We start from the raw sequence: 22,147 nt of genomic DNA, 5'->3' as shown, positions 1-22,147 counted from the left end.
GCGACGGCGCGCAGGGTGGCCGCGTCGCGTCGGGGGCCGAGCACGGCCTCGCGGGTGCGGTGGTGCTCCACGCGCGCCTCGTCGTGGGCGACCTGACGGGCGCGACGCTCGGCAAGCGTCGGTCCCGCGGGCGGGATGGTCTCGGACATGGTCCCAGCGTAGGCGGGCGTCCCGAGCGGTGAGAGCGGTCGCCGCATCGTGGACAGGTGCTCTAGGACACCTCGACGGGTACGCGGTCCATGGCCCGGAAACGACGGTCCACGACCGGTGCCAGCGTGGTCACGAGGTAGAGCACACCGGCCACCAGGAGCGCGGCCCGCAGGTCCAGCAGCGCGAGCAGGGCGCTGCCCACGAGACCCCCGAACGGCATGAGGCCCCAGGCCACGGCGGTCGACATCGCGCCGACCCGGCCCACGAGGTGCCGCGGGATGCGCTCGAAGAAGACGGCCCCGACGACCGGGTTGAGGAACCCGGAGGCGAGTCCGGCCACGGCCATGACGACCACCGGTGCCGAGGTGACGTCGGACCAGGCGAGCACGGCGAACCGGGGCAGGCCGCACACCACGAACGCGACGACGTAGACGGCGAACCGGGGCATCCGGTCGGCCCACGCGGCCGCCACGAGCGAGCCGACGACCGACGTCGCCGCCATGACCGCGAGCAGCAGCCCCACCGCGCCGACTCCGGACCCGGTCTCGACCGCCCAGACGGGCAGGAGGACCGCGGTGAACGCGACGTCCAGCAGGTTGGTGAACGCGATCATGACCGTGAGCGCCAGGATCACGGGGTCGCGGCGCAGGAACTGCCACCCCGCACGCAGCCGCACGAGGTAGGAGTGGGGATCGTCGTCGGCCGGCACGCCACGCCCGACCGAGCGGGCTCCGAGGCCCAGGACGACCGCCGCGAGCGCGAGCCCCGCGGCGTTCACCGCCAGGGCGTCCGCGGCGCCCACGAGGGCGACCAGGCCTGCTGCCAGGGCCGCGCCCACGAGGCTCGAGGTGCGCTCAACCGTGGACGCCAGCCCCGTGACGCGTTCCATGGGCTGTCGCGTGGACTCCGCGAGCACCGGGACGAGGCTGTGGCGCGCGGCGTCGGCCGGACCGCGCAGGGCGCCGGTGGCGGCCACGAGCACGAGGAGTGCGGGGAAGGAAAGGGCGTCGAGATGGTGCAGCGCGGGGATGGCGGCGACCGTAGACGCGCTCGCGGCGTCGCAGCCGACCGCCACGCGCCGGGCGCCGAGGTGGTCGATGGCCGGCCCCGACAGCACCTTCGCCACCACGAGGGGAGCGAGCTCGGCGAAGGCCACCACGCCCGCCGCGGTGGGGGAGCCCGTGGTCGTGAGGGCGAGCCAGGGGAGAGCGACCGCGGCCAGCCGCGTGCCGGTGAGCGCGAGGGCGTCGGCGAGCAGCCATGCGCCGAGCACGTGCCAGCGCCGTCCGGTGGACGTCCCGGTCGACGGTCCGGCGGGGGACTCGACCGTCACGCCCCGGTCACGCTCCCGGGCCAGGGGTTGGCGTGCAGGCGCACCACGACGGGACGAGCCTCGGGGTGGTCCTCGTCCTGCACCTCCTCCAGCACCGCCTCCAGCCGTTCGACCAGCCGCTGGGCGGTCTCGGGCCGCAGGCGCCGCACGTAGTCGCTCAGGGTCGAGGCCGAGCGCCAGGCCTGGGGCAGCAGCGAGAACTCCTCGACGGCGCGCTGCATCTGCTCGGCGTGCACGACCGCGACCGCCTGGGCGAAGGCGTCGACGGCCGCGAGCTCGTCGGCGTCGCGGGGACTGTCGGTCGACGTGCTGCGGTGCGAGGCGCGCCACCGCCGGGTCCGGGCGTCGACGTCGTCGCCGGCGTCCTCGACGAAGCCGTGCACCGCGAGCTGACGCAGGTGGTAGGAGGTCGCTCCCGACGACGTCCCGGTCCGCGCGGCGAGCTCGGACGCCGTGGCGGGTCCCTCGAGCCGCAGCAGACCGAGCAGGCGCAGGCGCAGCGGGTGGCTGAGTGCTCGCAGTCCCGTCGGGGACGGGGTGACGCTGTCGGCGGTCGGGGCGTCGCTCTGGTCGCTCATGAGGCGAGCCTAGATCACCAAGAGATCTTTGCAAAGTGATCTTTGCGATCGTGGCGGCGCTGACGGGGGTGACCGGCGGCCACCGGACTCGTAGGGTCGACCCATGGCGCGCTACCTCGACATCCACCCCGAGAACCCCCAGCCCCGAGCGGTCGATCAGGCCACCGCGATCCTGCGCGACGGCGGCCTGATCGCCTATCCGACCGACTCCGGCTACGCCCTCGGTGCCGCGCCCGGGAACCAGGAGGCGCTGGACCGGATCCGCAGCATCCGACGGCTCGACGACAAGCACCACTTCACGCTCGTGTGCAAGGACTTCGCCCAGCTCGGCCAGCTGGTTCACGTCGACAACGCGATCTTCCGTGCCGTCAAGAGCGCGACGCCGGGCCCGTACACGTTCATCCTGCCGGCCACCCGCGAGGTTCCCCGGCGGATGCTGCACCCCAAGAAGAAGACGGTGGGCGTGCGGATCCCCGACCACGTGGTCGTGCGCGCGCTCCTGGAGTCGCTGGGGGAGCCGATCCTGTCGAGCACGTTGATCCTGCCCGACCAGGAGGAGCCCATGACCGAGGGCTGGCTGGTGAAGGAGGAGCTGGACCACCTCGTCGACGCGGTGGTGGAGTCCGGCGACGTGGTCGCCGAGCCCACCACGGTGGTCGACTTCGTGGACGGGGTCCCCGAGGTCGTCCGCGAGGGCGCCGGCGATCCCGACCGCTTCCGATGAGCGGGTCGGCCACCTTCGTCCTCGTCCCCGGCGCCGGTGGAGCACCGTGGAGCTGGAGCCGTCTCACCCCGCTGCTCGAGGCCGCCGGCCACCGGTGCGTGGTCGTCGACCTGCCCGGTCCGGACCCGTCGGTCGACCTGGACGGCTACGTGGCGCTGGTCGTCGACGCCGTCCGCTCGGCGCGGGAGACGCCCGGACCGGTGGTGCTCGTCGGTCAGTCCTTCGGCGGGTTCAGCACGTCGGCGGCCGCCGCGCGGGAGCCGGTCGACCAGCTGGTGCTGCTGAACGCGATGATCCCGGCCCCGGGCGAGTCCGGTGGCGCGTGGTGGTCGGCCGTCGGCCTCTCGGGCGCCCGGCGCGAGGCCGAGGCAGCGGCCGGTCGGGATCCTCAGGCCCCCTTCGACCCGCTCGCGGTCTTCTTCCACGACGCCGCCGACGACGTGCTGACCGAGGTCGCAGACGAGGACCGCGACGAGTCCGACGCCTCCTTCGGGTCCGTCTGGCCGGCCGACGCCTGGCCCGACGTTCCGACGGTCGTGCTCGTCGCCGACGACGACCGGCTCTTCCCGCCCGACTTCCAACGACGCGTCGCACGGGAGCGGCTCGGCCTGGGGGTGACCGAGGTGCCCGGTGGTCACCTCAACGCCCTGACCCGTCCGGTCGAGCTCGCCGAGGAGCTGGTGCGGATCGCCCGCTCAGCGGGTCGCTGAGGCGCCTCGACCGGCAAGGGCGACGAGCGCCGACGCTGCGGTGAGACCGGCGAGCAGCAGCATCGTCTGCGTGCCGTCCAGCCACGACAGCAGCAGGGTCGCGAGGTACGGCGCCGCGAAGCCGACGTAGGTGAGGCTGTAGAAGACGGCGTTCACCGTGGCCAGGTCCCGCGCCGGGGTGATCGTCTCGACCGTCCGGAGCCCGGCCACCAGGACGAAGCCGTAGGCCGTGCCCAGCAGCATGCAGGCCGGGACGACCAGCCAGGACGCGCCGGTGGTGGCTGCGAGCGCCCCCACGCCGAACCCGGCGACGCCCGCTCCCATGCCCACCGCGAGCGTGACGCCGGTGGCCAGCCTGCGGCCGTACGGCTGTAGCGCGACCCCGGTGCCGAGGGTCAGGAACACGAGAGCCCCGACCAGCGCGTAGGACGGGCCGGGGACGTCGACGACCGCCGGCAGCGTGGCGAAGGCGAGGGTCGCGGTGCCGAACACCCACGGGGCCGTCGGCACGACCTGGGTCAGGAACCGTCGCGAGCCGAGCACCTGGCGCAGGGTCGCGGCATCGGGGTCGCTGGTGGCGACGTCGGCCGGGTCGGGCTCCGGCGCCGGACGCAGGAGCACCGCGACCGCGACGGTGAGCACCAGGTGTGGCACGTACGGCAGCACCGTGGGCGCCGGTGCCCACTGCGCCAGCACCCCGGTGACGAGCGGACCGGTGCCGAAGCCGGCCGACAGGGCGATCGCCGCCCGACGTGCACCGGTGCCGGGCGCGGCGTCGGACAGCTCCTTGACCCAGGCGGTACCGGGTGCGAACGCGGCGCCGCTCGCGACGCCGCCCAGCAGGCGACCGACGAGCAGCAGGGTGAGCGAGTGACCACCGACCATGAGCACGACGGTGGCGACGAACGACAGCACGAGGACCGGGCGCAGGACGCGACCGCGCCCGATCCGGTCCGAGACCGGGGCCACGAGCAGCAGGGCGGGGACCAGCCCCACGGCGTAGGCGCCGAACAACGCGGTGACCTGACCGGCGGTGGCTCCGTCGACCTCCCGGTACACCGGGAGCAGGGCGGCGAACTGGTTCGCGCCCCACCCCACGGCGAAGAGCGCGAGCGCGGCTCGGAACCAGGACGGCACGGCGCCACGCTACGCGCGGCGTCGGCGAGATCCCTCAGCGGGCGCGGTGGTCGACGCGCGACATGCGGGCCCCGTGCCGCTCGACCCGCACGTGCGGGCTCAGCTGCATGAGGCGCAGCGCCAGGAACCGGTGGGGGCGGAACGGCTCCAGCACCTCCGCCACCTCGTGGTCGTGCTCGAGCCGGTGACCGAGCAGGGCCGTCCCGACGGTGCTGGCCAGGTGGTAGTCACCGAAGGGCACCGCGTCGGTGTCGCCGAAGGCCCGCGACCCGACCTCGGCCGCGGTCCAGACGCCGACTCCCGGCAGCGACCGCAGGGCGGCCGAGGCGTCGGAGGGCTCGCGGTCGGCGAGTCGCTCGAGGGACTCGCCCAGACGTGTGACGGCCTGCACCGTCCGGTACCGCTTGGGGTCGACCCCGGCCCGGTGCCACTCCCACGAGGGCAGCGCCGCCCACGCCTCGGCCGTCAGGGGCAGCCGCATGCCCGACGGCGCCGGACCCGGCGGGACCTCCCCGTGCCGCGTGAGCAGCTGGCGCCAGGAGAGGAAGGCGTCGGCCCCCAGGACCTTCTGCTCGATGATCGCCGGGACGAGCGCCTCGACCACCCGGCGGGTGCGGGGCACCCGGAGCCCGGGGTGTCGTCGATGGGCGTCGGCGACCACGGGGTGGGCCAGGGGAGGGCGGTGCGGCTGGTCCCCGCCGAGGCACGCGGGCAGCTCGTCGAGCACCTCTGTCGCGCCCGGGCCCCAGGCCGCGGCCTCCACGACGTGAGCGTCCAGCTGGCGCAGGTGGAGCGTGGCCGGGCCCGACGGCGGGCGCGTGGCGCGCCAGATCTCGGCACCCCGGCCGCGGAAGGCCGGGTCGGCGGGGCCGCGACGCAGGGTCGACAGCGTGCGCCAGACGTCGAGGGGTGCGGTGCTGCGCCAGGTGCGGCCCAGCCCTTCGTCAGTCACGCGCACCGCCGCGTCGGGCCCGGAGCCGATCGCGCCACGACACCCGCCGGGGCGGGGGAGGGGAGGGGCGTGCCGCAGCACGCCGGCGCAGGCGCTCGCGCCAGGCCCGCACCTCGTCGTCGACGTCGCGGGTCGCGGTGATGACCGGCGGACCGCCCTGGAGCTGGCGTCGTGCCTCGACGACGCGACGGTTGAAGTCCGCGAGCATCTCGCGGACGCGTTCCTCCGAGCCAGTGGAGTCGAGGAGGTCGTCGAGCTCGGCGTCCTCCTTGCGCAGCGCCAGGGCGGGCGGCAGGACGCCGGAGACGTTCTCGCGCTCGATCAGCTGCTTGAGCCACCAGTCGGGATCGTGGCGGAAGACCCGGGGCGGCAACGGCTTGCCGGACAGCGGCAGGTCGTCGAAGTCGCCGCGTGCGATCGCGGCGCGGATCTGGCCGTCGACGTAGAGAGCCTGGTCCTCGGGGCGCCGCCCGCGTGCGGGTGCCGCGCCCTCGTCGACCTCGTCAGCGGCATCCGGGTCGGGAGCGCGCGACGTGTCGGGCGCCGGGTCGTCACCGAGGCGGTAGTGCGCCGCTCGGCGTCGCGGGTCGTCGGACATCGTTCCTCCTGCCACCACTCTAGGCAGGAGGAACGACACCGGCCGCTCGGCCGATCCTCAGTCGACGTCGTCGTCGACCCAGTCGAGGGTCTTGGTGACGGCCTTCTTCCAGCTGCGGTAGTACTTCTCGCGCTCGTCCTCGGGCATCTGCGGCGTCCAGCGCTTGTCCTCGCCCCAGTTGGTGCGGATGTCGTCCTCGTTCTCCCAGTAGCCGACGCCCAGACCCGCGGCGTACGCAGCGCCGAGCGCGGTGGTCTCGGCGACCTTCGGGCGCACGACGTCGACGCCGAGGATGTCGGCCTGGAACTGCATGAGGGTCTCGTTGACGACCATGCCGCCGTCGACGCGCAGCTCGGTGAGCGGGACGCCGGAGTCGGCGTTCATGGCGTCGAGCACCTCGCGCGTCTGGTACGCCGTGGACTCCAGCACCGCCCGGGCGATGTGGCCCCGGTTCACGTAGCGCGTCAGGCCCACCAGGGCGCCGCGTGCGTCGGGGCGCCAGTGCGGGGCGAACAGGCCCGAGAACGCCGGCACGAAGTACGCCCCGCCGTTGTCGTCGACCTGCTTCGCGAGGTCCTCGATCTCGGGGGCGCTGCCGATGAGGCCGAGGTTGTCGCGGACCCACTGCACGAGGGACCCGGTGACCGCGATGGAGCCCTCGAGCGCGTACACCGTGGGCTCGTCGCCGATCTTGTAGCAGACGGTGGTGAGCAGCCCGTTCTCCGACGGGACGGCCTCGGTGCCGGTGTTGAGCAGCATGAAGTTGCCGGTGCCGTAGGTGTTCTTGGCCTCGCCCTTCTCCAGGCAGGCCTGCCCGAAGGTCGCGGCCTGCTGGTCGCCGAGGATGCCGGCCACCGGGGTGCCGTTGAGGATGCCGGGCTTGCACTCGCCGTACACCTCCGAGCTCGACCTGATCTCCGGCAGCATCGACAGCGGGATGTTCATGTCGGCGGCGATGCTCTCGTCCCACTCCAGGGTCTCGAGGTCCATCAGCAGGGTGCGGCTCGCGTTGGTGACGTCGGTGACGTGGACACCGTCGTTCTCCGCGCCGCCCGTGAGGTTCCACAGCACCCAGGTGTCCATGTTGCCGAACAGCAGCTCGCCGGCCTCGGCGCGTTCCTGGGCACCCTCGACGTGGTCGAGGATCCATCGCACCTTGGGCCCGGAGAAGTAGGTGGCCAGGGGCAGCCCGACCGTCTCCTTGTAGCGGTCGAGCCCGCCGTCGGCGGCGAGCCCGTCGACGATCTTCTGGGTGCGGGTGTCCTGCCAGACGATCGCGTTGTAGATCGGCTGTCCGTTGGACTTGTCCCACACGAGGGCGGTCTCGCGCTGGTTGGTGATGCCGACCGCGGCGATGTTCTTGCTGTTGAAGTTCGCCTTGGCCAGGGCTCCGCCGATGACGTCACGCGTGTTGGTCCAGATCTCGAGCGCGTCGTGCTCGACCCACCCGGCGCGCGGGAAGATCTGCTCGTGCTCGACCTGGTCGACGGCCACCACCGATCCTGCGTGGTCGAAGATCATCGCGCGGGTCGAGGTGGTGCCCTGGTCGATGGCGAGGACGTACGTGTTGTCGGCCATGCTCGAATCTCGATTCTGTGTGGGGTCGGGGTGCGGGTCAGACGTAGTTCGCGGCGGCGGCCAGGAGGCCTCCGAGGATGCCACCGATGGCGGGTCCGACGACAGGGATCCAGGAGTAGGACCAGTTGCTGTCGCGCTTGTCCTTGATCGGCAGGACGAAGTGGGCGATGCGCGGGCCCAGGTCGCGCGCCGGGTTGATGGCGTAGCCCGTGGGACCGCCGAGGCTGGCGCCGATGCTGACGACGAGCAGCGCGACGGCCAGGGGGCCGAGCTCGGTGGGTGTCTTGCCGAACGCGATGATCACGAACACGAGGACGAAGGTGCCGATGATCTCGGTGATGAGGTTGGAGGACGTGCGCGCGATCTGCGGTGCGGTGCAGAAGACGCCGAGCTTGTCGTCCGGATCGCTCTCCGGGGCGTCGAACTGGTCGCGGTAGGCCAGCCAGCACAGCGTGGCGCCGAGGAAGGCGCCGAGCAGCTGGGCGGCGAGGTACACCAGCACCTTGACGGCGGTGTTGCCGCCGAGGTCGTCGCCGGACGCGACGAGACCCAGTGTCACGGCGGGGTTGATGTGCGCGCCGGACTTGTAGGCGACGTAGACGCCGGCGAACACCGCCAGGCCCCAGCCGAAGCTGACCATCAGGAAGCCGCCGGCGTTGCCGTTCGTCTTGGCCAGCGCGACGTTCGCGACGACGCCGCAGCCGAGCAGCAGGAGCGTGGCGGTGCCCATGACCTCGGGCAGGAAGATGTCTGTGAGCACGTGGTCCCCCCGGCCGACCCGACAGACTCGTAGCCCGCTCGGTGCGGACGTCCCCCGAGACGCCTCGGTCGGTGTGGGTCGAGCCTATCGTGACCCCCGTCACATCGCGGTGTGGGTGCGGCGTCGCCGGGACCGGGAGGATGTTCCAGGTCAGGGAGTCGAGCCGTCGGGTCGTGACCTCCGGGGTTGCGCGCTCGTTGGGGGTGATGACATCGATCGGGGGTCGCGAGGAGGTCGTCGTGCCCGTCCTGACCTTCGACATGCCTGCGGACTCCGGGGCGAGCCTGTGCGTGTCGACGCGACTGCTCGTGCGGGCCCCCGAGGTCGAGCTGTGCTGGCTCGAGGGTGACGAGGGCGTCCTGGTGCTGCGCCTGGAGTGCGACGAGAGCGACGTCGCGGTCCTTCGGCACCACGTGCTGACGGCTCACCCAGCAGTCGTGGACGCGGCGTCGCCGGGGGAGGGTCCTCCGGCACGTCCCGAGGCGCGGCGCGGCGTCGGTCGGCATCGGCGCTGACGTCGGCTGTAGACGCCTCGTCAGGCGGCGACGTACTCGAAGGCCCCCGTGGCTGGGTAGTGCTCGGCGAGCACGACGACGGGTTCGGTCCTCCTCGTCCAGGCGCGGGTGAAGGCGGTGCGTCCGGGCACGGCGCGTGTGGGCAGGTGCCATCGGGTGGTGCCGTCCTCGTCGTGGTCGACGGGGAGTGCTCCGCGGGTCTTGAGTCCGTGGTGGGGGCGACATCGTGGGTGGAGGTTGCCTGCGGTGGTGGGTCCGCGGTCTGGGTGGTCGGGGTCGAAGGGTTGCTGGTGGTCGAGGTCGCACGCTTCTGCTGGTTTGTCGCAGGTGGGGATGTCGCAGACGCCGTCGACGAGCTCGAGGGCGCGGCGGAGTGGGGCGGTGGGGAAGCGGCCGAGCTCGGTGACGTCGAGGATGCCGCCGGCCTCGTCGGTCAGGAGGCGACTGAACAGCGTGCCGGGCTGCGTGGCGAGCTCGCGGACCAGTGTGGGGTCGATGGCGTGCTGGCCGTCGCCGGTGACGGCGGGTTCGTCGTCCAGGCCCAGCAGGGTGGCCAGGGAGACGGTGATCCCGACGTGGAACCGGCCCCGGCCGGGGGCGTCCGCGGTGCGACCCAGGAGCCGGTCGGTCAGGACGTCGGCGCGGGCCTGGGACAACCGTCGGTCGTCGTCGGGGTCGTCGGCACGTTGCGCTTTGGCGGCCAGGGACAGCTTGCGCTCGATCAGCAGGGCGTCGTGGGTCGGGATGAACGCCTGGAGCAGGCTCATCCCGTCGTCCATCGCCGTGATGGTCACGTGGCGCTGGGCGGTCGCCTCGCGGCGGCGCCGTGCAACGTTCTCGGCCTCGACCCGTGCCACGAACCGGCGCAGCCAGCCCTTGAGCTGGGACAGCGTGTGGGTCGTGGCGTAGGGGACCACGGACTCGTCGAGCAGCTCCACCGACGCGACCTCGTGCAGGCGCCACCGGGCCGAGGCGATCGCGCGGGCCTTCGCCCGATCGAGCTCACCGTCGCTGTGGGCGGCCCACACCGTCGGCAGGCCCGCCGTGAGGGTCCTGGTCGTCGCGACCAGGTGCGCGACGAATCCCGACGCGACCTCGAGCTCGACCGCGACCTCCAGGATCGCGACCTGGCGGGCGTCCTCGGCCGAAGCAGCGCTCCGCCCGGCCGCGACCGCGTCGGACCGACGACCCTCCACGAACGCCAGCACCGTCGCAGCCTGCGCAGCCTCGGCCCGCCACAGCACCCGCGACGCATCCGTCGCGAGGCCGAGGAGAGAGTCCGTCGAGGTCATGTAACGAACATAGATTCGACGTCCGACACCGAGTTTCGCCGCGTTCGCCTCGGTGCCAAAAGCATCGGGGGGAGTGGAGCTACCCGTCCGCGCTTCTCAGGCTCACGTCGAGGCGGGTCATGAGTCGGGCGACCGGAGTGCGACCCGTCGGCGCCGGGGGATAGCGGCGCAGGATCGCCACGAGCGCGGGGGAGACGAGGCGTCGGGTGTCGTCGCCGCGGGAGTCGACTCAGGCGTCCTCGGCCGAGGTCGAGGCGCGCTGCTCCACGGCGATGAAGACCTTCACGCTGTCGTACGTCGCCACGTCCGTCGGTGCGAGACGCACGTCGGCCTCGCTGCGAGCCGCTAGACGTGTCGGCTCGCCGACAGGGGAGACCGTGAGAGCTTGTTGCGACTCCCCCTCGGCGGGGCGGTTCCAGGTGATCCCCACGAGGCGGACCACGTAGTCGCTTCTGCCGGGATTGCTCACCCTGGCCGTGCGAGCCTCGTACGGACGGTCGACCGGCTCTCCCTGGGCATCCAGGAAGTCGACCTCGGGATAGGCCGTCCCGGCGTCCTCGGCGGTGCGCATCCCTTCGACCGTGACCTCGACGTCCTCCACGTCGCCGGACCCGGGGCCCTCGAAACGCAGGATGTCGAGCACCTCGTAGTTCGCCGGCGCGACGACCAGACCTCGATCGCTTCCGAACACCGTGGTCACCGAGACATCGGTCATCGGCTCCGAGTCCGAGTCAAGTGCCACGAAGGACAGGGTCGGAGCTGCGGAGAGGGTCCTGGACGTGTTGGTGATCGTGAGCGTCTGGTCGATCGTTCCCTCGTCGGAGACGCCGGAGTAGGCGAACCGCAGGTCGACCGCATCGTCTGCGGGCTGGTTGGTGGAGCTCTCACTCGGGTCGTTCGACCCGGTGCAGCCGGCGAGGGCGAGCGACAGCAACGCGACGGTGATCGTTGTCCTGAACATCGTGCGACTCTAGAGGCCGGATCGTCCCTCGGCTCGCCTGGACGGAGCGAGCACGGCTTCGCTGGGTGGTTCGGGTGCGCCCGGGAGTGGAGGAGCGCACTTGACAGTTGACAGATGGGTTGTCACTTTTGCCAGGGTTCTGTCGTCCGAGTTCCCCGCAGTGACGTCTAGACCCCGACTCCGCGATTGTCAGATTGGTTGTCACGGATCGCTGGACCAGCGGGGTCTGGGTCAAGTTTGTCACTTAATTTGTCGCGTCTGGGCGCGTCCAGACGGAGGGTTGGGTTACGACCACCATTGAGGCGCTGATCCAACCGTGAATCGCCTAGCGAGGTGCCACTCGTCATGCTGGTCGGGAATGTCGCGTTCGCTGAACTCGCGAGGCGGTTCGACGGACAGGCGGCTGTCTAGCCGAGATGCTCGGGCACTGGCGTCGATAGGAAGCTGAAGATTGAGATCGATCTTCCGTGCTCGAAGGAGAGGGTCCCCCTCACCGGGGTCAAGTACGTGTTCCCCGCGAAGACGGAGTTCTCCCGGACCGCTGACTGCGACACTTGAAGTACTCGAACGCCACGGGACCTCTCGATGAACCTGCCCCGGCTTGGCGACATTCACAACATAGGGAGCGCGTTCGGTAGTGAACTGGAGAGCCATCACGTCGGCGTTGCCAGACACCAGTACCCGCAACCACGTCGGCTCGGGAGATGGACCGTCAAAGTGCTTTCGAACCGCATTCCACCAGTTCGCCGGTTCGACGCCCGAGGTACTTCCGATGCGCCGACGACGCTCGTCGAGGCCGATGACCCAGAGAATCGATTCACCGCCAGCAGCGTTCGCGTGGCCGGCGATACGGCGAGCAACATCATGATTAGCGGATGGCCATAGGGCCTTGAGTTCGATGCGGTCGTCTTCGACTTGTCGGCCCGCGATTACGGCTTCAACGATGGCACCGACGCGAGCCTCCAACATCTGCAACTCCATAACGGTCAGGTCTAGCAGATGAAGGACCCGGTGACTGGTGCCGCGTTTGGCGGCATAGTTCGCGTCCTGAGCCCTCGCGATGGCTCCTGGGCGTCGCTGCGCGCTAGTCCCAGCAGGGGGCACCGCTTACTCGATGCCCTTGACGCCGATGAAACGATCGATCGCATGGCCGTTTGCGACGCGCCCTGCCCCAGAGCGTGACGCGAGCGCGGTCTTCCGACATGCGCGGAGAGGAGAGCGGGCCGTACGCGCGGCGGTTCGCGTTGTGCGGAGCGCTGGCGCGGGCCGCTGCGACCGGAACAGAATCAAAGCTATGTCGCTTCGTTGACAAAAACTGTAAGTTGTCACACCATGGCAAGGGTGTGCTGATGTGCAGACAACTGGGCATCGCACTGTCAAACCCAATCTCGTGTTGGTGCGACCTGTCCTCTCGGAAGCTAGACGTCCGGGGGCGAGTGGCAGCAGCGACCTGGACCGCGGCGAAAGGACACCTGATGCCGAGCCTCCCGTCGGTGAGCGGCGTTCGCGTTGCTCCTGTCCGTCGACGAGGCTTGCGCGACGATGACCTGGCCTCGGTCACGTACTCATCCGTCACGGCCGTCGGGCCCATGAGCAGTGCGGAACACAGATGAGTCAGTCGCCGGCAGCCTTTCTCGACGCGACGGAGTTCCTCGATATCGAGCACGCAGCTGTCCGCGAGTTCACTGCAGCTTCGATCGAGGGCGCGAGAACCGACCGTGAGAAGTCGGTTCGCCTCTTCACCGCAGTCCGCGATCAGATTTGGTACGACCCCTACTCGGCGTCGGAAGACCCTGCTCACTACCGAGCGAGCTTCGTCCTAGAAGCAGGGCGTGCCTATTGCGTTCCGAAGGCGGTGCTGCTGACCGCGGTGTGCCGGGCCGCCGGGATCCCGGCTCGGCTTGGCTTCGCCGACGTCCGTAATCATCTGCAGACTGACTCGCTGCGCAGCCTCATGAGCGGGTCGGACTTGTTCGTCTATCACGGTTACAGTTCACTGTTCATCGACGGCAGGTGGGTCAAGGCGACGCCGGCGTTCAACACCGAGCTGTGCGCCCGATTCGGAGTTCCCCCGGTCGAGTTCGACGGCGAGCACGACGCGCTGATGCACGCCTTCACCGCCGATGGAACCCAGCACATGGAGTACGTCCAGGATCGCGGCGTCTTCGACGACCTGCCGCTGACCGACATCCTGACGGAGCTTCGTCGTTCCTACGGGTCGCTGATGGTCGCCTCCGCGGAGCGCGTGACGGATGAGTTCACCGATCCTCCAGCCACGAGCGCGTCGTCCGATGACAGTTCACGTCCTCTTGACTCGCCGGCAGATCGCCGATGAGCACGACCGCTGCCGGGTTGCTCGGCCACGACCGCCGCCGGGTCACTCGGCGCAAGGACCCCGCCACCCCATCCGTCATGCCCAGTCCGCGGCTCAGCTGAATGTGAGGCCCGCGGCACCTCTTCGCCGCGAAGCCTGAGCCGCCTCCTTCTGCCCCTGACCTACCGAGATCTGCCAAAGGACGTCACATGTCAGACACCGCGCTCATCCAGGACTACCCCCACCAGATGGGCGGCCACTGTGGCTCTGGTGCTCTGCGCGACCTGCTGCACTGGAACGGGCTGGGATGGGAGGGCCCGCCACGCGAGGGCCTGGTCTTTGCGCTCGGCGGTGCTCTGGGTTTGTCGTACGTGCGATCGAGTGGCCTGATGCCTCCGGTCTACCTGGTGGGTCGGGGCTCAGACTTCGAGGTCGATCTCCCCGTGCGCCTGGGAGGGAAGGTCAAGGTCCTGACGACGGACGATCCCGAGGAGGGATGGACGTGGGTCCGCGACGAGGTCGACGCCGGCCGTCCCAGTCTTGTCTGGGGTGACATCGCCGAGCTCCCGTACCTGCGGGTCAAGCTCCAGATGAGCCGTCACGACATCGTGGTGATCGGCTACGACGAACGCCAGCGCGTGGCGTATGTGGTGGACAACGACCGGGCCGACGTTCAAGAAGTCCCACTCGAGGCCCTGGCGCGTGCGCGGTCGTCGAAGTCCTTCCCTGAGCCGACGCGCCACTGCACGTACCGGATCACTTGGCCTGAAGTGCTGCCCGAGCTTTCGGAGGTCGCGGCCGAAGCGTTCCAGCAGTCCGCATCGCGGATGAGCCACCCGTCGGGTCCGGGGATCATCGATCTCGCGGCGGCAGGCCACGGCGCCGAAGGCCTCGCCGGGGTGGCGCTGCTGGCCTCCGATGTGCAGACCTGGGTCGACCTTCCGGCCGACGAGCTCGAGGTGCTGCTGTTCAGCCTGAGCGCGTTCGTCGAGAAGGCCGGGACCGGGGGCGGACTGTTCCGCCGCTTGCTCGCCGACGGTTGTGAGGACGTCGCCCGATTGACCGGAGACGCTGCAACCGCTGACCTTGCCGAAGCGGCCAGCCGGTGCGCGCAGGCGTGGACGCAGACTGCGCGCGCCGCAGTGCAGCGCGACGTCGACACCCGAGCTCGCGCCGAGGCGGTCGCCGAGGCAGCCAGCGCCTTGCCCGACCTCGAGGCGAAGGTGGTCGAGTCACTGGAAGCGGCCGCCGAATCCTTGGCGGCTGCGGATCGTTGAGTGTTGAGGTGACAGGCGAGATGGACGTGCGGCGCCCTGGTGGCAGTGACCCGACCCTGAGTAGCGACGCTGAGATCCGAAGAGCGGACGCGGAGCTCTTCGCGCAGTGGACATCCCATCTCGCAGCTCAGGAGGCCGTGGCTATCGGCCAGACGCTGCCTCCTCATTCGCAGGAATGCGTCGGGTGCGGACCAGCCAATCCTGCAGGTCTCGGCCTGCAGGTGGTGCGCACGGCGGACGGGGTTGAGGCGGTCCACAGCTTTTCTGACGCTCACGTCGGTGCACCTGGCATCGCCCACGGAGGCGCTGTCGCGCTCGCTTTCGACGACCTGTTCGGCTTCACCCTCTACACCGTCGGTGCACTTGCAGTCACCCGCAGCATCACGGTCGAGTACCAGGCGCCTTTCCGTCTCCACCACCCGTACACGTTCCGCGCGCAGTTGAGAGAGCGGAACGGTCGACGGCTTCTCCTGCACGCTGAAGCGTGGGACAACGTTGGACGTATGGCGGGTTCGGCCACGGCGACCTTCGTGGTGGTCGGTGCTGGTCACTTCGCCTCAGGCGGGCAGCGGCCTGACGGAGAAGTCGATTAACGCCGGCCGGGCTGTGGTGACTCGATCGTTCGGTCCACGGTTCCCTCCGCGGTGGGGTGCAGCGTGGTGGACCGCGTTCCTGGTCTGTAAGCCCGTGCTACTGGTGGTGCGTCGTCGGGACTGGCGCGGCCTCGACAACATCCCCCAAGAGGGAGGCGTGGTGCTCGCCGTCAATCACGTCTCGGAACTCGATCCGTTGCTCGTGGCTGAAGCGGTGCTCGCCACGGGACGGACTCCGGCTTTCCTGGCCAAGAGCAGCTTGTTCGACAGCGCGATCGTGGGTCGGTGGTTCCGAGCCGCCGGGCACGTCCAGGTAGACCGCGACCATGGTCGCGGCGGATTCGATGCCGCCCTGGAGGCGCTTCGCGCGGGCACTCTCGTCGTGGTGTACCCGGAGGGGTCGATCACCAAGAACAACGACGGCCGTCTGATGGGGCTGAAGTCGGGAGCCGTGCGACTCGCGCTCGAGTCAGGTGCACCGCTGATTCCGGTGGCGCAGCTCGGAGCTCAGCAAGTCCTCCCGGCATACAGTCGACGGCCGCGGCTTTTCAAGCGGCCCGTGGTCACGATCGACGTCGGTCAGCCTCTGGGGTTGGACAACCTTCGCAGGCGCGGATCCGGGCCGGAAGTCGTGCAAATCGGGACCCGCCGCTTGACGAACATCCTGACGACCATGATCGAGGATCTCGTGCGAGGTCGGCGCCCCGTGTGAAGCCCTTTGGCGGGCGTCTGGCCGCTGAACGTCGGGGCGCCACCTCAACCGACGGACAGGCCGAGGAGCTCCTCCCGATGCACGGGAGTTCGCTGAGTGATGGCTCGTTTGCTGAACATGAAGTCGCGCGGCCGGTTGACGCAGTCGGCGGCGATGAGCTCGCCCTCGCGCAGGTAGAAGCAGGCGAAGTCGCGGTCGCACGCCGGGTCGCCGCTCAGGATCACCTCGTCATACCCAGTGTTGAGGCCGGCGATCTGGAGCTTGAGATCGTACTGATCCGACCAGAACCATGGCAGAGCGGCGATCTCCTTGGATTTGCCGCACATCGTCGCCGCGGCCACCTTGGCCTGCTCGCCCGCGCTCGACACTGACTCCAGACGAATCCGGCGGCCGTATCGGGCAATGTCGCCGCTGGCGCAGTCGCCAGCGGCCACGATGTCCGGATCGCTCGTGCGTGCTTGCGAGTCGATCAGGATGCCGTTGTCCACGGTCAGGCCTGCTGCTGCGGCAAGCTCGACGTTCGGTTCGACACCGATTCCGACGATGACCAGGTCGGCGGGGATCGATTCGCCCGTGGACAGGACCACCTCGCGGACCTGGACGTCGCCGGCGAGTGCGTGGACGAGAGCTCCGGTCCGGATGGTGACCCCCTCTTCGCGGTGGATGCGATCGAAGAACGCCGAGACTGCGGGCGCCGTGACGCGCTCGAGGACCCGCTCGGTGGCCTCCAAGACGGTCACCTCCAGACCGAGGGTCCGAAGCGAGGCGGCCGTCTCGAGTCCGATGTAGCCGCCTCCGACGATGACTGCGCGACGGGCAGTGGTGGCGGCGTCCCGGATCAGTTCGACATCGGCGGCTGTGCGCAGGTAGAAGACTCCCGCCAGATCGGCCCCTGGCGCCGGAAGTCGCCGGGCGCGAGCGCCGAGGCACAGCGCGAGCTTGTCGAAGGTCAGGGTCTGCCCGTTGCTCAGCCCAAGCTGTCCCGCCGAACGGTCGATCGCCTCGACCGTGACGTCCATCAGCTTGATGTCCTGCTTGGCGTAGAACTCGGAGCTTCGGATCGCTAGGTCTTCGAGCGTGCTCCTGCCGGAGAGGTAGGCCTTCGACAATGGGGGTCGTTGGTAGGGCAACGCCGACTCGTTGCCGATGAGGATGATCTCTCCGTCCCACTTCTCCTGGCGCAGACTGGCCGCGAGCTGTGCTCCGGCGTGGCTCGCCCCGACGATCACCGCTCGGGGCAGTGTCATGTGCTGGTCTTCGGTGTGAGCTGGACCATCAGCTTGCTGATGCCTCGCACGAAGTTCGACTGCACATATTCCGGTTCGCCGACGACCTGGATGTTCTCGAAGCGCGGCAGCAGCTCCTCCCAGAGGATCTTCAGCTGCAGCTCGGCCAACCGGTTCCCCATGCAGCGGTGGACGCCGAAGCCGAACGAGATGTGGTTGCGCGCGTTGGCTCGGTCGATGATCAGGTCGTCGGCGCGGTCGAACAGCGCCTCGTCGCGGTTTCCGGAGGCGTACCACATGACGACCTTGTCGCCCTTGCGGATGAACTGGCCGTTGAGCACGACGTCCTTCTTGGCGATACGGCGCATGTACGCGAGCGGGGTCTGCCAGCGGATGATCTCCGAGACCATGTTGGGAATCAGGTCGGGATTCGCCTTCAGCTTCTCGAACTGGTCGGGGAATCGGTTGAGCGCCAGGACTCCTCCGCTCATCGAGTTCCGGGTGGTGTCGTTGCCGCCGACGATCAGCAGCGTGAGGTTGCCAAGGAATTCCATTGGGCGATCGATCAGGTCCTTGGTGTCCTCGTTGCTCTGCAGCATCGTGATCAGGTCGAAGCCGGGAGCTTCGCCAGCGGCAGTCCGCGCGGCCTTGTCGCGCCAGAGGGCGCTCAAACCGAGCGCCGCGTCCCGCATGCCGCGAAACACCTTGTCGTTGTCGGAGGGGCCACCGTTGGCCTGCTCCATCGAGGACGCGAGGTCTGACCATTCGACCAGCTTGTGGCGCTGCTCGTAGGGAAAGTCCAGCAGCGTGGCAAGCATCCGCGCGGTGAGCTCGACCGAGACGTTGCTGACCCAGTCGAACGGTTGGTCCACGGGCAACTCGTCAAGGACCTCCTGGACGCGTGATCGGATGAGCCCCTCCATCTCGCGAAGATTCTTCGGGGCGACGACACCTTGGACAGCTGCTCGCTGGAGGTCGTGTCGGGGAGGGTCCATCGCGATGAACATCTCGACGTCGAGAAAACGCGGCGGCGTGCCGATGATGATGAACGGCTCGGCGGAGAAGGCGTCGTGGTTCTTGTCGACAGCCACGATGTCGGCGTGGCGGGTGACGGACCAGAACGGTCCGAACGGGCTGTTCGCCTGGTAGTGAACCGGAGCCTCCTTGCGCAGCCGCTCGAAGTAGGAGAGCCAGCGTCCCTGGCGGTACATGAACGGGTTGCTGACGTCGATGTCGGTCAGCTCCACGTCCTCCACCGGGGGGATCGGCTCCTCGACGAACATCTTCTGGCCGTTCGTGCCGGTCACCCAACGGCGGGTCTTGTCGTAGAGGTGCGCACCCTGGATCTGGCGGTCGACCGGGATGGTCGACTGGACCCTGGTGGAGATGGCTTCTGAGATCTTCATGGCGTGGCTTCCGTCTCTCTCGTCGTCACAGCTGAAATTCGGGCAGTTTGACGGTCAAGCCGTCCCACGAGGGGCAGACCGACATCTGGCACGCGAGCCGGGAAGTCGGCTGCCGCTCGGGGTTCATCGCGAGCATTGCTTCTTCTTCAGCTCCGGACAGGCCGACCTGCTCGGACCACTGGGGGTCGACGACCACGTGACAGGTCCCGCAGGCAGCCTCTCCGCCGCAGTCCCCGTCGATGCCCGGGATTGCCTCGTTGACCGCGACCTGCATCAACGACTGGCCCTCCTCCAGCGGGGCTTCGTACTTCTCGCCGTCGTGCGACACGAAGGTGACAACTGCCATGTGAGTCTCCTGAAGAACTGTCCCGGGCGTGATGAACTTCATAAGAGTGTTGCCGGGTCCGACAGCGGTGGCTATGGTCACCGAAGTCAATACCTTGTGATTTCGGCTCACGAAGAGACGAGAGGGTGAATATGGTCGAGCCGTGCGTGCCGCCGCTTGCATTCGTGCAGCTGCTCGCGGGCGAAGCGCTGGAGCCGGACGCCGTCGCGCGGTTTCGCCGCGTCATGGCTCGCGAGGGAGTCAGCGAGTCGACGATGGTCGAACGCGATGTCCAGGCGCCGCTGCGCTGGTTTCGAGAGGTGTATCCGGCACTTGACTCCGCCCAAGCCACCCATCTCGGACGTGCGTGCGCGGCGCAGGCTCAATTGACCACCTTCGGGCCACTGAGCCTGCCGTTGGTCAGTGCAGGCTCGGTCGCGGAGATCGTGGAGCTGCTGACCTACCTGCCGTTGATTTCGACCGCTCTCAGTCCTCAGCTGCATCACTCCGATCACGGTCTGACCGTCGGTTTCACCGGACATACCGGTGATCCGGACCTGGATCGGTTGGTGATCACTTATTGCGGATCGGCACTCGTGCGACTGCTGAAGCTGCTCGTCGGTGACATGTCGGCCGTCACGCTGCACCTGGCTTGGTCGGCGCCTGCAGACCTGGCCGGTCATCCGGATGTGCTGAGTGGCCAGCTGGCTTTCGATGCCCCGATCTCATTCCTCCGGGTACCTGCTGAGACCCTGAGCGAGGTTTGTCGGTTCTCCGATCCGATCGCCTACCGGCACGCGATCGCCGAGCTCGAGAAGGCTCTCGAGCTCCGGAATGGGCCTCTGTCGTTCTCACGGACCGTGAGGCTTCTGGTGGATGAGGGCGACGTCCTGAGAAGCAGCCGATCGGTCGCCGATGAGCTGTCGATGTCGGCCAGCACTTTCAAGCGGCGACTTGCCGGTGAGGGAACCACCTTCCGTGAGCTGCGCGAGACCTCCCTGCGAGAGCGGGCGGTACTGCGTCTGCTGGAGCGAACGGCGACGGTGAGCGAGATTGCCAGCGACCTTGGCTACAGCGACCTTGCCAACTTTTCGCACGCGTTCAAGCGATGGACCGGGAAGTCTCCGCGTCAGTTCCAGCGCGAGCAGGAAGTTCGGTGATACCCGGGCCCTGCCGGATATGTCTGGTCAGCGGACGGTGACGGTGGGGTCGACACGTCGGGGCGCGTCGGCGGGCTCCGATCGACGCAGTCCGAGGTACCGAAGTGCCACCTCGGAGATCTGCTGGCCCGTGGCCTCGGCATCCGCGCCCGGGAGGGCGAGGTGGCTGACGGCAAGTCGGACGAGGGCGTCGGTCGCGTTCTGGACGTCGACGACGTCAAGCTGAGGAAACTGCTGATGCATCCAAGCCGCCAGGGCATCGCTTGCGACGTCGAGCAGACGCCCTGAGGTCGTGATGAGGGGCAGCATGCCCTTGCGGGCGTCGAGAGCGCTGGTCTCCAGCGCCGGATCGCGGTGTGAGACGAGGACTGCCCGCAACAACGGGCTCCTCTCCGCCTCGGTCAAGGTGTACTGAACCGCCGCCTGGATGCCGCCCGCGGCGTCGGTCGGGTACGACGCCAGAAGATTCTTGATCCCCGCAAGGAAACGGTCGGCCTCGTGAAGGACCAGCGCTTCACCCAGCGCCTGCTTGTCGCCGAACTCCTTGTACAACATGGCGCGCGGGGCACCGATCAGGATCGCAATGTGTCCCACCCGGACCTTGTCCCAGCCCTTTGCCACGGTCTCGACGTACGCCGCCTCCAAAGCACGTCTCCGCAGATGGGCTCGGTACGACTCCCGAAGCGGCGTGGGCATGGACAAATCCTAGGCGATTGTTCATCCGTCGACAGTGACTCGAGCGGAAACTAGCGATGCATCGATGGTCATTCGAAGACACTGGTGTGTCCGAAAACCTAGCGCCGAAACTTTCGGCCCCTGAAACCTCGAACGGTTCTGGCGCGGGTTACCGACTCCCTTCGGTGCCGAACGCCGCAAAGGACCGATTACGGACTTGGGTGAGCGCCGCCCCGAGGCTGCGCTGTTGAACCCCGAGACGACCACCGAGCGCGGCGCCACGACCGACACCGGATAGGTACCCGGGCGGGCGGTGCCGGATTCAGTCGCGACGCGGTCACGACATTACGAGCGGCTTCCCCGACGTCGCGGACGCGGCGGCCGCGATGTTGCCGGCCGGCACGGTCCTGGACGGTGAACTCGTCGTGTGGGGTGATGGGGCGCTCGACTTCGGCGAGCTGCAGCGCCAGCTCGCCTCACGCGGCGCCACCCGTCGTGTCGGGTCTCGGCCGCCAGCGACGTTCATGGCGTTCGACGTCCTGCAGAGCGATGGCGTCGACCGGCGCGCGCACATCCTGCGCGATCGCCGGCACGTGCTCAAGGAGCTTTTGGCCGATGTGCGGCCGCCGATCCAGCTTGTGCCCCAGACCGCCGGCGTCGACGAGGCTCGCGACTGGCTCGAGCGGTACACCGCGGCGCAGGTCGGGATCGAGGGCCTGTGCGCCTGGCACGCACTGGCGTGCTGTTCCACCACATCGTCGGCACGTCATATGCGGGGCAAAGGTCGAAGACAGAACTGTCGAGAGTCGTTGGTTCAACCATAGCGGCGGGTTTGATGGGGGAGCGGCGGTCCCACGTCAAGCGCTATCTGGGTCGTGCGCCGTGTCGCCGCGTCCTCGGTCGTATCCTGCGACACCGCCTTCAAACCAAGCGTGCACAGCCAGGTGGACCAGGGTGAGTTGAATGTTCTCGCCGCGACGTAGGGATGCCTCGGCCGTCCGGACCAAGTAGTCCAGGACCGGATTGTCCGGATCTGGGAACGGGGGATCGGGCATGTGTGCGTCGGCTCGGGGATCGGACCACGCGCCGCGATCGGCGTTCTGGCGGGCGGTGTGCGCCGCGACGTCCAAGGCCAGCTGAGCGTCGGTGCGGAATGTTCTCGACATGCCGA

22 protein-coding genes and 1 pseudogene are annotated in these 22,147 nt (G+C 69.0%); 9 read left to right on the top strand and 14 right to left on the bottom strand.

The window, feature by feature from the left end:
• Positions 1-211: 211 nt before the first annotated feature.
• Both NUV38_RS01600 and NUV38_RS01595 read right to left on the bottom strand, forming a co-directional pair.
• A complete protein-coding gene (locus NUV38_RS01600; protein ID WP_257727442.1) occupies positions 212-1,483 on the bottom strand; it encodes an MFS transporter in 1,272 nt (423 codons plus the stop codon).
• Positions 1,480-2,061 carry a winged helix-turn-helix domain-containing protein gene (locus NUV38_RS01595; protein WP_257727441.1) on the bottom strand — a complete coding sequence of 194 codons (582 nt, stop codon included), beginning with the start codon at positions 2,059-2,061 and terminating at the stop codon, positions 1,480-1,482. The genes NUV38_RS01600 and NUV38_RS01595 overlap by 4 nt, the downstream gene beginning before the upstream one ends.
• 103 nt (positions 2,062-2,164) lie before the next feature.
• On the opposite strand from NUV38_RS01595, the gene NUV38_RS01590 reads away from it, so the two are divergent.
• Both NUV38_RS01590 and NUV38_RS01585 read left to right on the top strand, forming a co-directional pair.
• The gene (locus NUV38_RS01590; RefSeq protein WP_257727440.1) at positions 2,165-2,785 is read left to right on the top strand and encodes an L-threonylcarbamoyladenylate synthase; all 621 of its coding nucleotides are present in this window, start codon (positions 2,165-2,167) and stop codon (positions 2,783-2,785) included.
• Positions 2,782-3,495, top strand: a complete 714-nt coding sequence (locus NUV38_RS01585) for an alpha/beta fold hydrolase (RefSeq protein ID WP_257727439.1) — start codon at positions 2,782-2,784, stop codon at positions 3,493-3,495. The genes NUV38_RS01590 and NUV38_RS01585 overlap by 4 nt, the downstream gene beginning before the upstream one ends.
• Here the strand turns inward: NUV38_RS01585 and NUV38_RS01580 are convergent.
• From NUV38_RS01580 to NUV38_RS01560, 5 genes are read right to left on the bottom strand one after another with little or no spacing between them, the layout of a single operon-like run.
• On the bottom strand, positions 3,481-4,632 hold the full coding sequence (locus tag NUV38_RS01580) for an MFS transporter (RefSeq protein WP_257727437.1): 1,152 nt from the start codon (positions 4,630-4,632) through the stop codon (positions 3,481-3,483). The genes NUV38_RS01585 and NUV38_RS01580 overlap by 15 nt on opposite strands.
• A gap of 34 nt (positions 4,633-4,666) precedes the next feature.
• Positions 4,667-5,584 carry a DNA-3-methyladenine glycosylase gene (locus NUV38_RS01575; RefSeq protein WP_257727436.1) on the bottom strand — a complete coding sequence of 306 codons (918 nt, stop codon included), beginning with the start codon at positions 5,582-5,584 and terminating at the stop codon, positions 4,667-4,669.
• Positions 5,577-6,182, bottom strand: coding sequence for a DUF1992 domain-containing protein (locus NUV38_RS01570; protein WP_257727435.1), 606 nt, complete (start codon positions 6,180-6,182; stop codon positions 5,577-5,579). Before NUV38_RS01570 ends, NUV38_RS01575 begins: the two co-directional genes overlap by 8 nt.
• A gap of 57 nt (positions 6,183-6,239) precedes the next feature.
• Complete coding sequence (gene glpK / locus NUV38_RS01565; RefSeq protein WP_257727434.1) at positions 6,240-7,760, bottom strand: glycerol kinase GlpK; 1,521 nt, start codon at positions 7,758-7,760, stop codon at positions 6,240-6,242.
• 37 nt (positions 7,761-7,797) lie between these two features.
• A complete protein-coding gene (locus tag NUV38_RS01560; RefSeq protein ID WP_255353967.1) occupies positions 7,798-8,520 on the bottom strand; it encodes an MIP/aquaporin family protein in 723 nt (240 codons plus the stop codon).
• Between the two features lie 239 nt (positions 8,521-8,759).
• Here NUV38_RS01560 and NUV38_RS01555 point away from each other — a divergent pair, with 239 nt between their 5' ends.
• The gene (locus tag NUV38_RS01555; protein WP_156364793.1) at positions 8,760-9,035 is read left to right on the top strand and encodes a hypothetical protein; all 276 of its coding nucleotides are present in this window, start codon (positions 8,760-8,762) and stop codon (positions 9,033-9,035) included.
• Positions 9,036-9,055: 20 nt separating this feature from the next.
• Here the strand turns inward: NUV38_RS01555 and NUV38_RS01550 are convergent, their stop codons facing one another.
• Entirely contained in the window at positions 9,056-10,327 is a 1,272-nt protein-coding gene (locus NUV38_RS01550) for an HNH endonuclease signature motif containing protein (protein ID WP_257727433.1), read from the bottom strand.
• Positions 10,328-10,556: 229 nt separating this feature from the next.
• A complete protein-coding gene (locus tag NUV38_RS01545) occupies positions 10,557-11,288 on the bottom strand; it encodes a hypothetical protein (RefSeq protein ID WP_055968301.1) in 732 nt (243 codons plus the stop codon).
• 1,609 nt (positions 11,289-12,897) lie between these two features.
• On the opposite strand from NUV38_RS01545, the gene NUV38_RS01540 reads away from it, so the two are divergent.
• From NUV38_RS01540 to NUV38_RS01525, 4 genes are all read left to right on the top strand, one after another.
• Positions 12,898-13,623, top strand: coding sequence for a transglutaminase family protein (locus NUV38_RS01540; protein ID WP_055968299.1), 726 nt, complete (start codon positions 12,898-12,900; stop codon positions 13,621-13,623).
• A gap of 188 nt (positions 13,624-13,811) precedes the next feature.
• Positions 13,812-14,879, top strand: a complete 1,068-nt coding sequence (locus NUV38_RS01535; RefSeq protein WP_055968297.1) for a BtrH N-terminal domain-containing protein — start codon at positions 13,812-13,814, stop codon at positions 14,877-14,879.
• Between the two features lie 137 nt (positions 14,880-15,016).
• Positions 15,017-15,472, top strand: coding sequence for a PaaI family thioesterase (locus tag NUV38_RS01530; RefSeq protein WP_055968624.1), 456 nt, complete (start codon positions 15,017-15,019; stop codon positions 15,470-15,472).
• Positions 15,473-15,566: 94 nt separating this feature from the next.
• Positions 15,567-16,184, top strand: coding sequence for a 1-acyl-sn-glycerol-3-phosphate acyltransferase (locus NUV38_RS01525; protein ID WP_255354069.1), 618 nt, complete (start codon positions 15,567-15,569; stop codon positions 16,182-16,184).
• A gap of 44 nt (positions 16,185-16,228) precedes the next feature.
• Here NUV38_RS01525 and NUV38_RS01520 read toward each other — a convergent pair whose 3' ends face one another.
• From NUV38_RS01520 to NUV38_RS01510, 3 genes are read right to left on the bottom strand one after another with little or no spacing between them, the layout of a single operon-like run.
• A complete protein-coding gene (locus NUV38_RS01520; RefSeq protein WP_055968294.1) occupies positions 16,229-17,431 on the bottom strand; it encodes an NAD(P)/FAD-dependent oxidoreductase in 1,203 nt (400 codons plus the stop codon).
• Entirely contained in the window at positions 17,428-18,816 is a 1,389-nt protein-coding gene (locus NUV38_RS01515) for a cytochrome P450 (protein WP_055968293.1), read from the bottom strand. The genes NUV38_RS01520 and NUV38_RS01515 overlap by 4 nt, the downstream gene beginning before the upstream one ends.
• A gap of 25 nt (positions 18,817-18,841) precedes the next feature.
• Positions 18,842-19,162, bottom strand: a complete 321-nt coding sequence (locus NUV38_RS01510; protein WP_055968291.1) for a 2Fe-2S iron-sulfur cluster-binding protein — start codon at positions 19,160-19,162, stop codon at positions 18,842-18,844.
• A gap of 131 nt (positions 19,163-19,293) precedes the next feature.
• Here NUV38_RS01510 and NUV38_RS01505 point away from each other — a divergent pair, with 131 nt between their 5' ends.
• The gene (locus NUV38_RS01505; RefSeq protein ID WP_257727432.1) at positions 19,294-20,301 is read left to right on the top strand and encodes an AraC family transcriptional regulator; all 1,008 of its coding nucleotides are present in this window, start codon (positions 19,294-19,296) and stop codon (positions 20,299-20,301) included.
• Between the two features lie 27 nt (positions 20,302-20,328).
• On the opposite strand, the gene NUV38_RS01500 is transcribed toward NUV38_RS01505, so the two are convergent.
• Complete coding sequence (locus NUV38_RS01500) at positions 20,329-20,997, bottom strand: TetR/AcrR family transcriptional regulator (RefSeq protein ID WP_055968287.1); 669 nt, start codon at positions 20,995-20,997, stop codon at positions 20,329-20,331.
• A gap of 296 nt (positions 20,998-21,293) precedes the next feature.
• On the opposite strand from NUV38_RS01500, the pseudogene NUV38_RS01495 reads away from it, so the two are divergent.
• Positions 21,294-21,800, top strand: a pseudogene (locus NUV38_RS01495) (hypothetical protein); the annotation flags it as partial.
• 33 nt (positions 21,801-21,833) lie between these two features.
• On the opposite strand, the gene NUV38_RS01490 reads toward NUV38_RS01495, so the two are convergent.
• Positions 21,834-22,142 (bottom strand): hypothetical protein, encoded by a 309-nt coding sequence (locus NUV38_RS01490; RefSeq protein WP_257727431.1) that lies wholly within the window; start codon positions 22,140-22,142, stop codon positions 21,834-21,836.
• Positions 22,143-22,147 lie beyond the last annotated feature (5 nt).

Source organism: Aeromicrobium sp. 50.2.37 (genome assembly GCF_024655735.1).
Lineage (GTDB): Bacteria > Actinomycetota > Actinomycetes > Propionibacteriales > Nocardioidaceae > Aeromicrobium.
The sequence above is the reverse complement of the archived record's forward strand: the minus strand, read 5'-3'. Positions and strand labels throughout refer to the sequence as shown.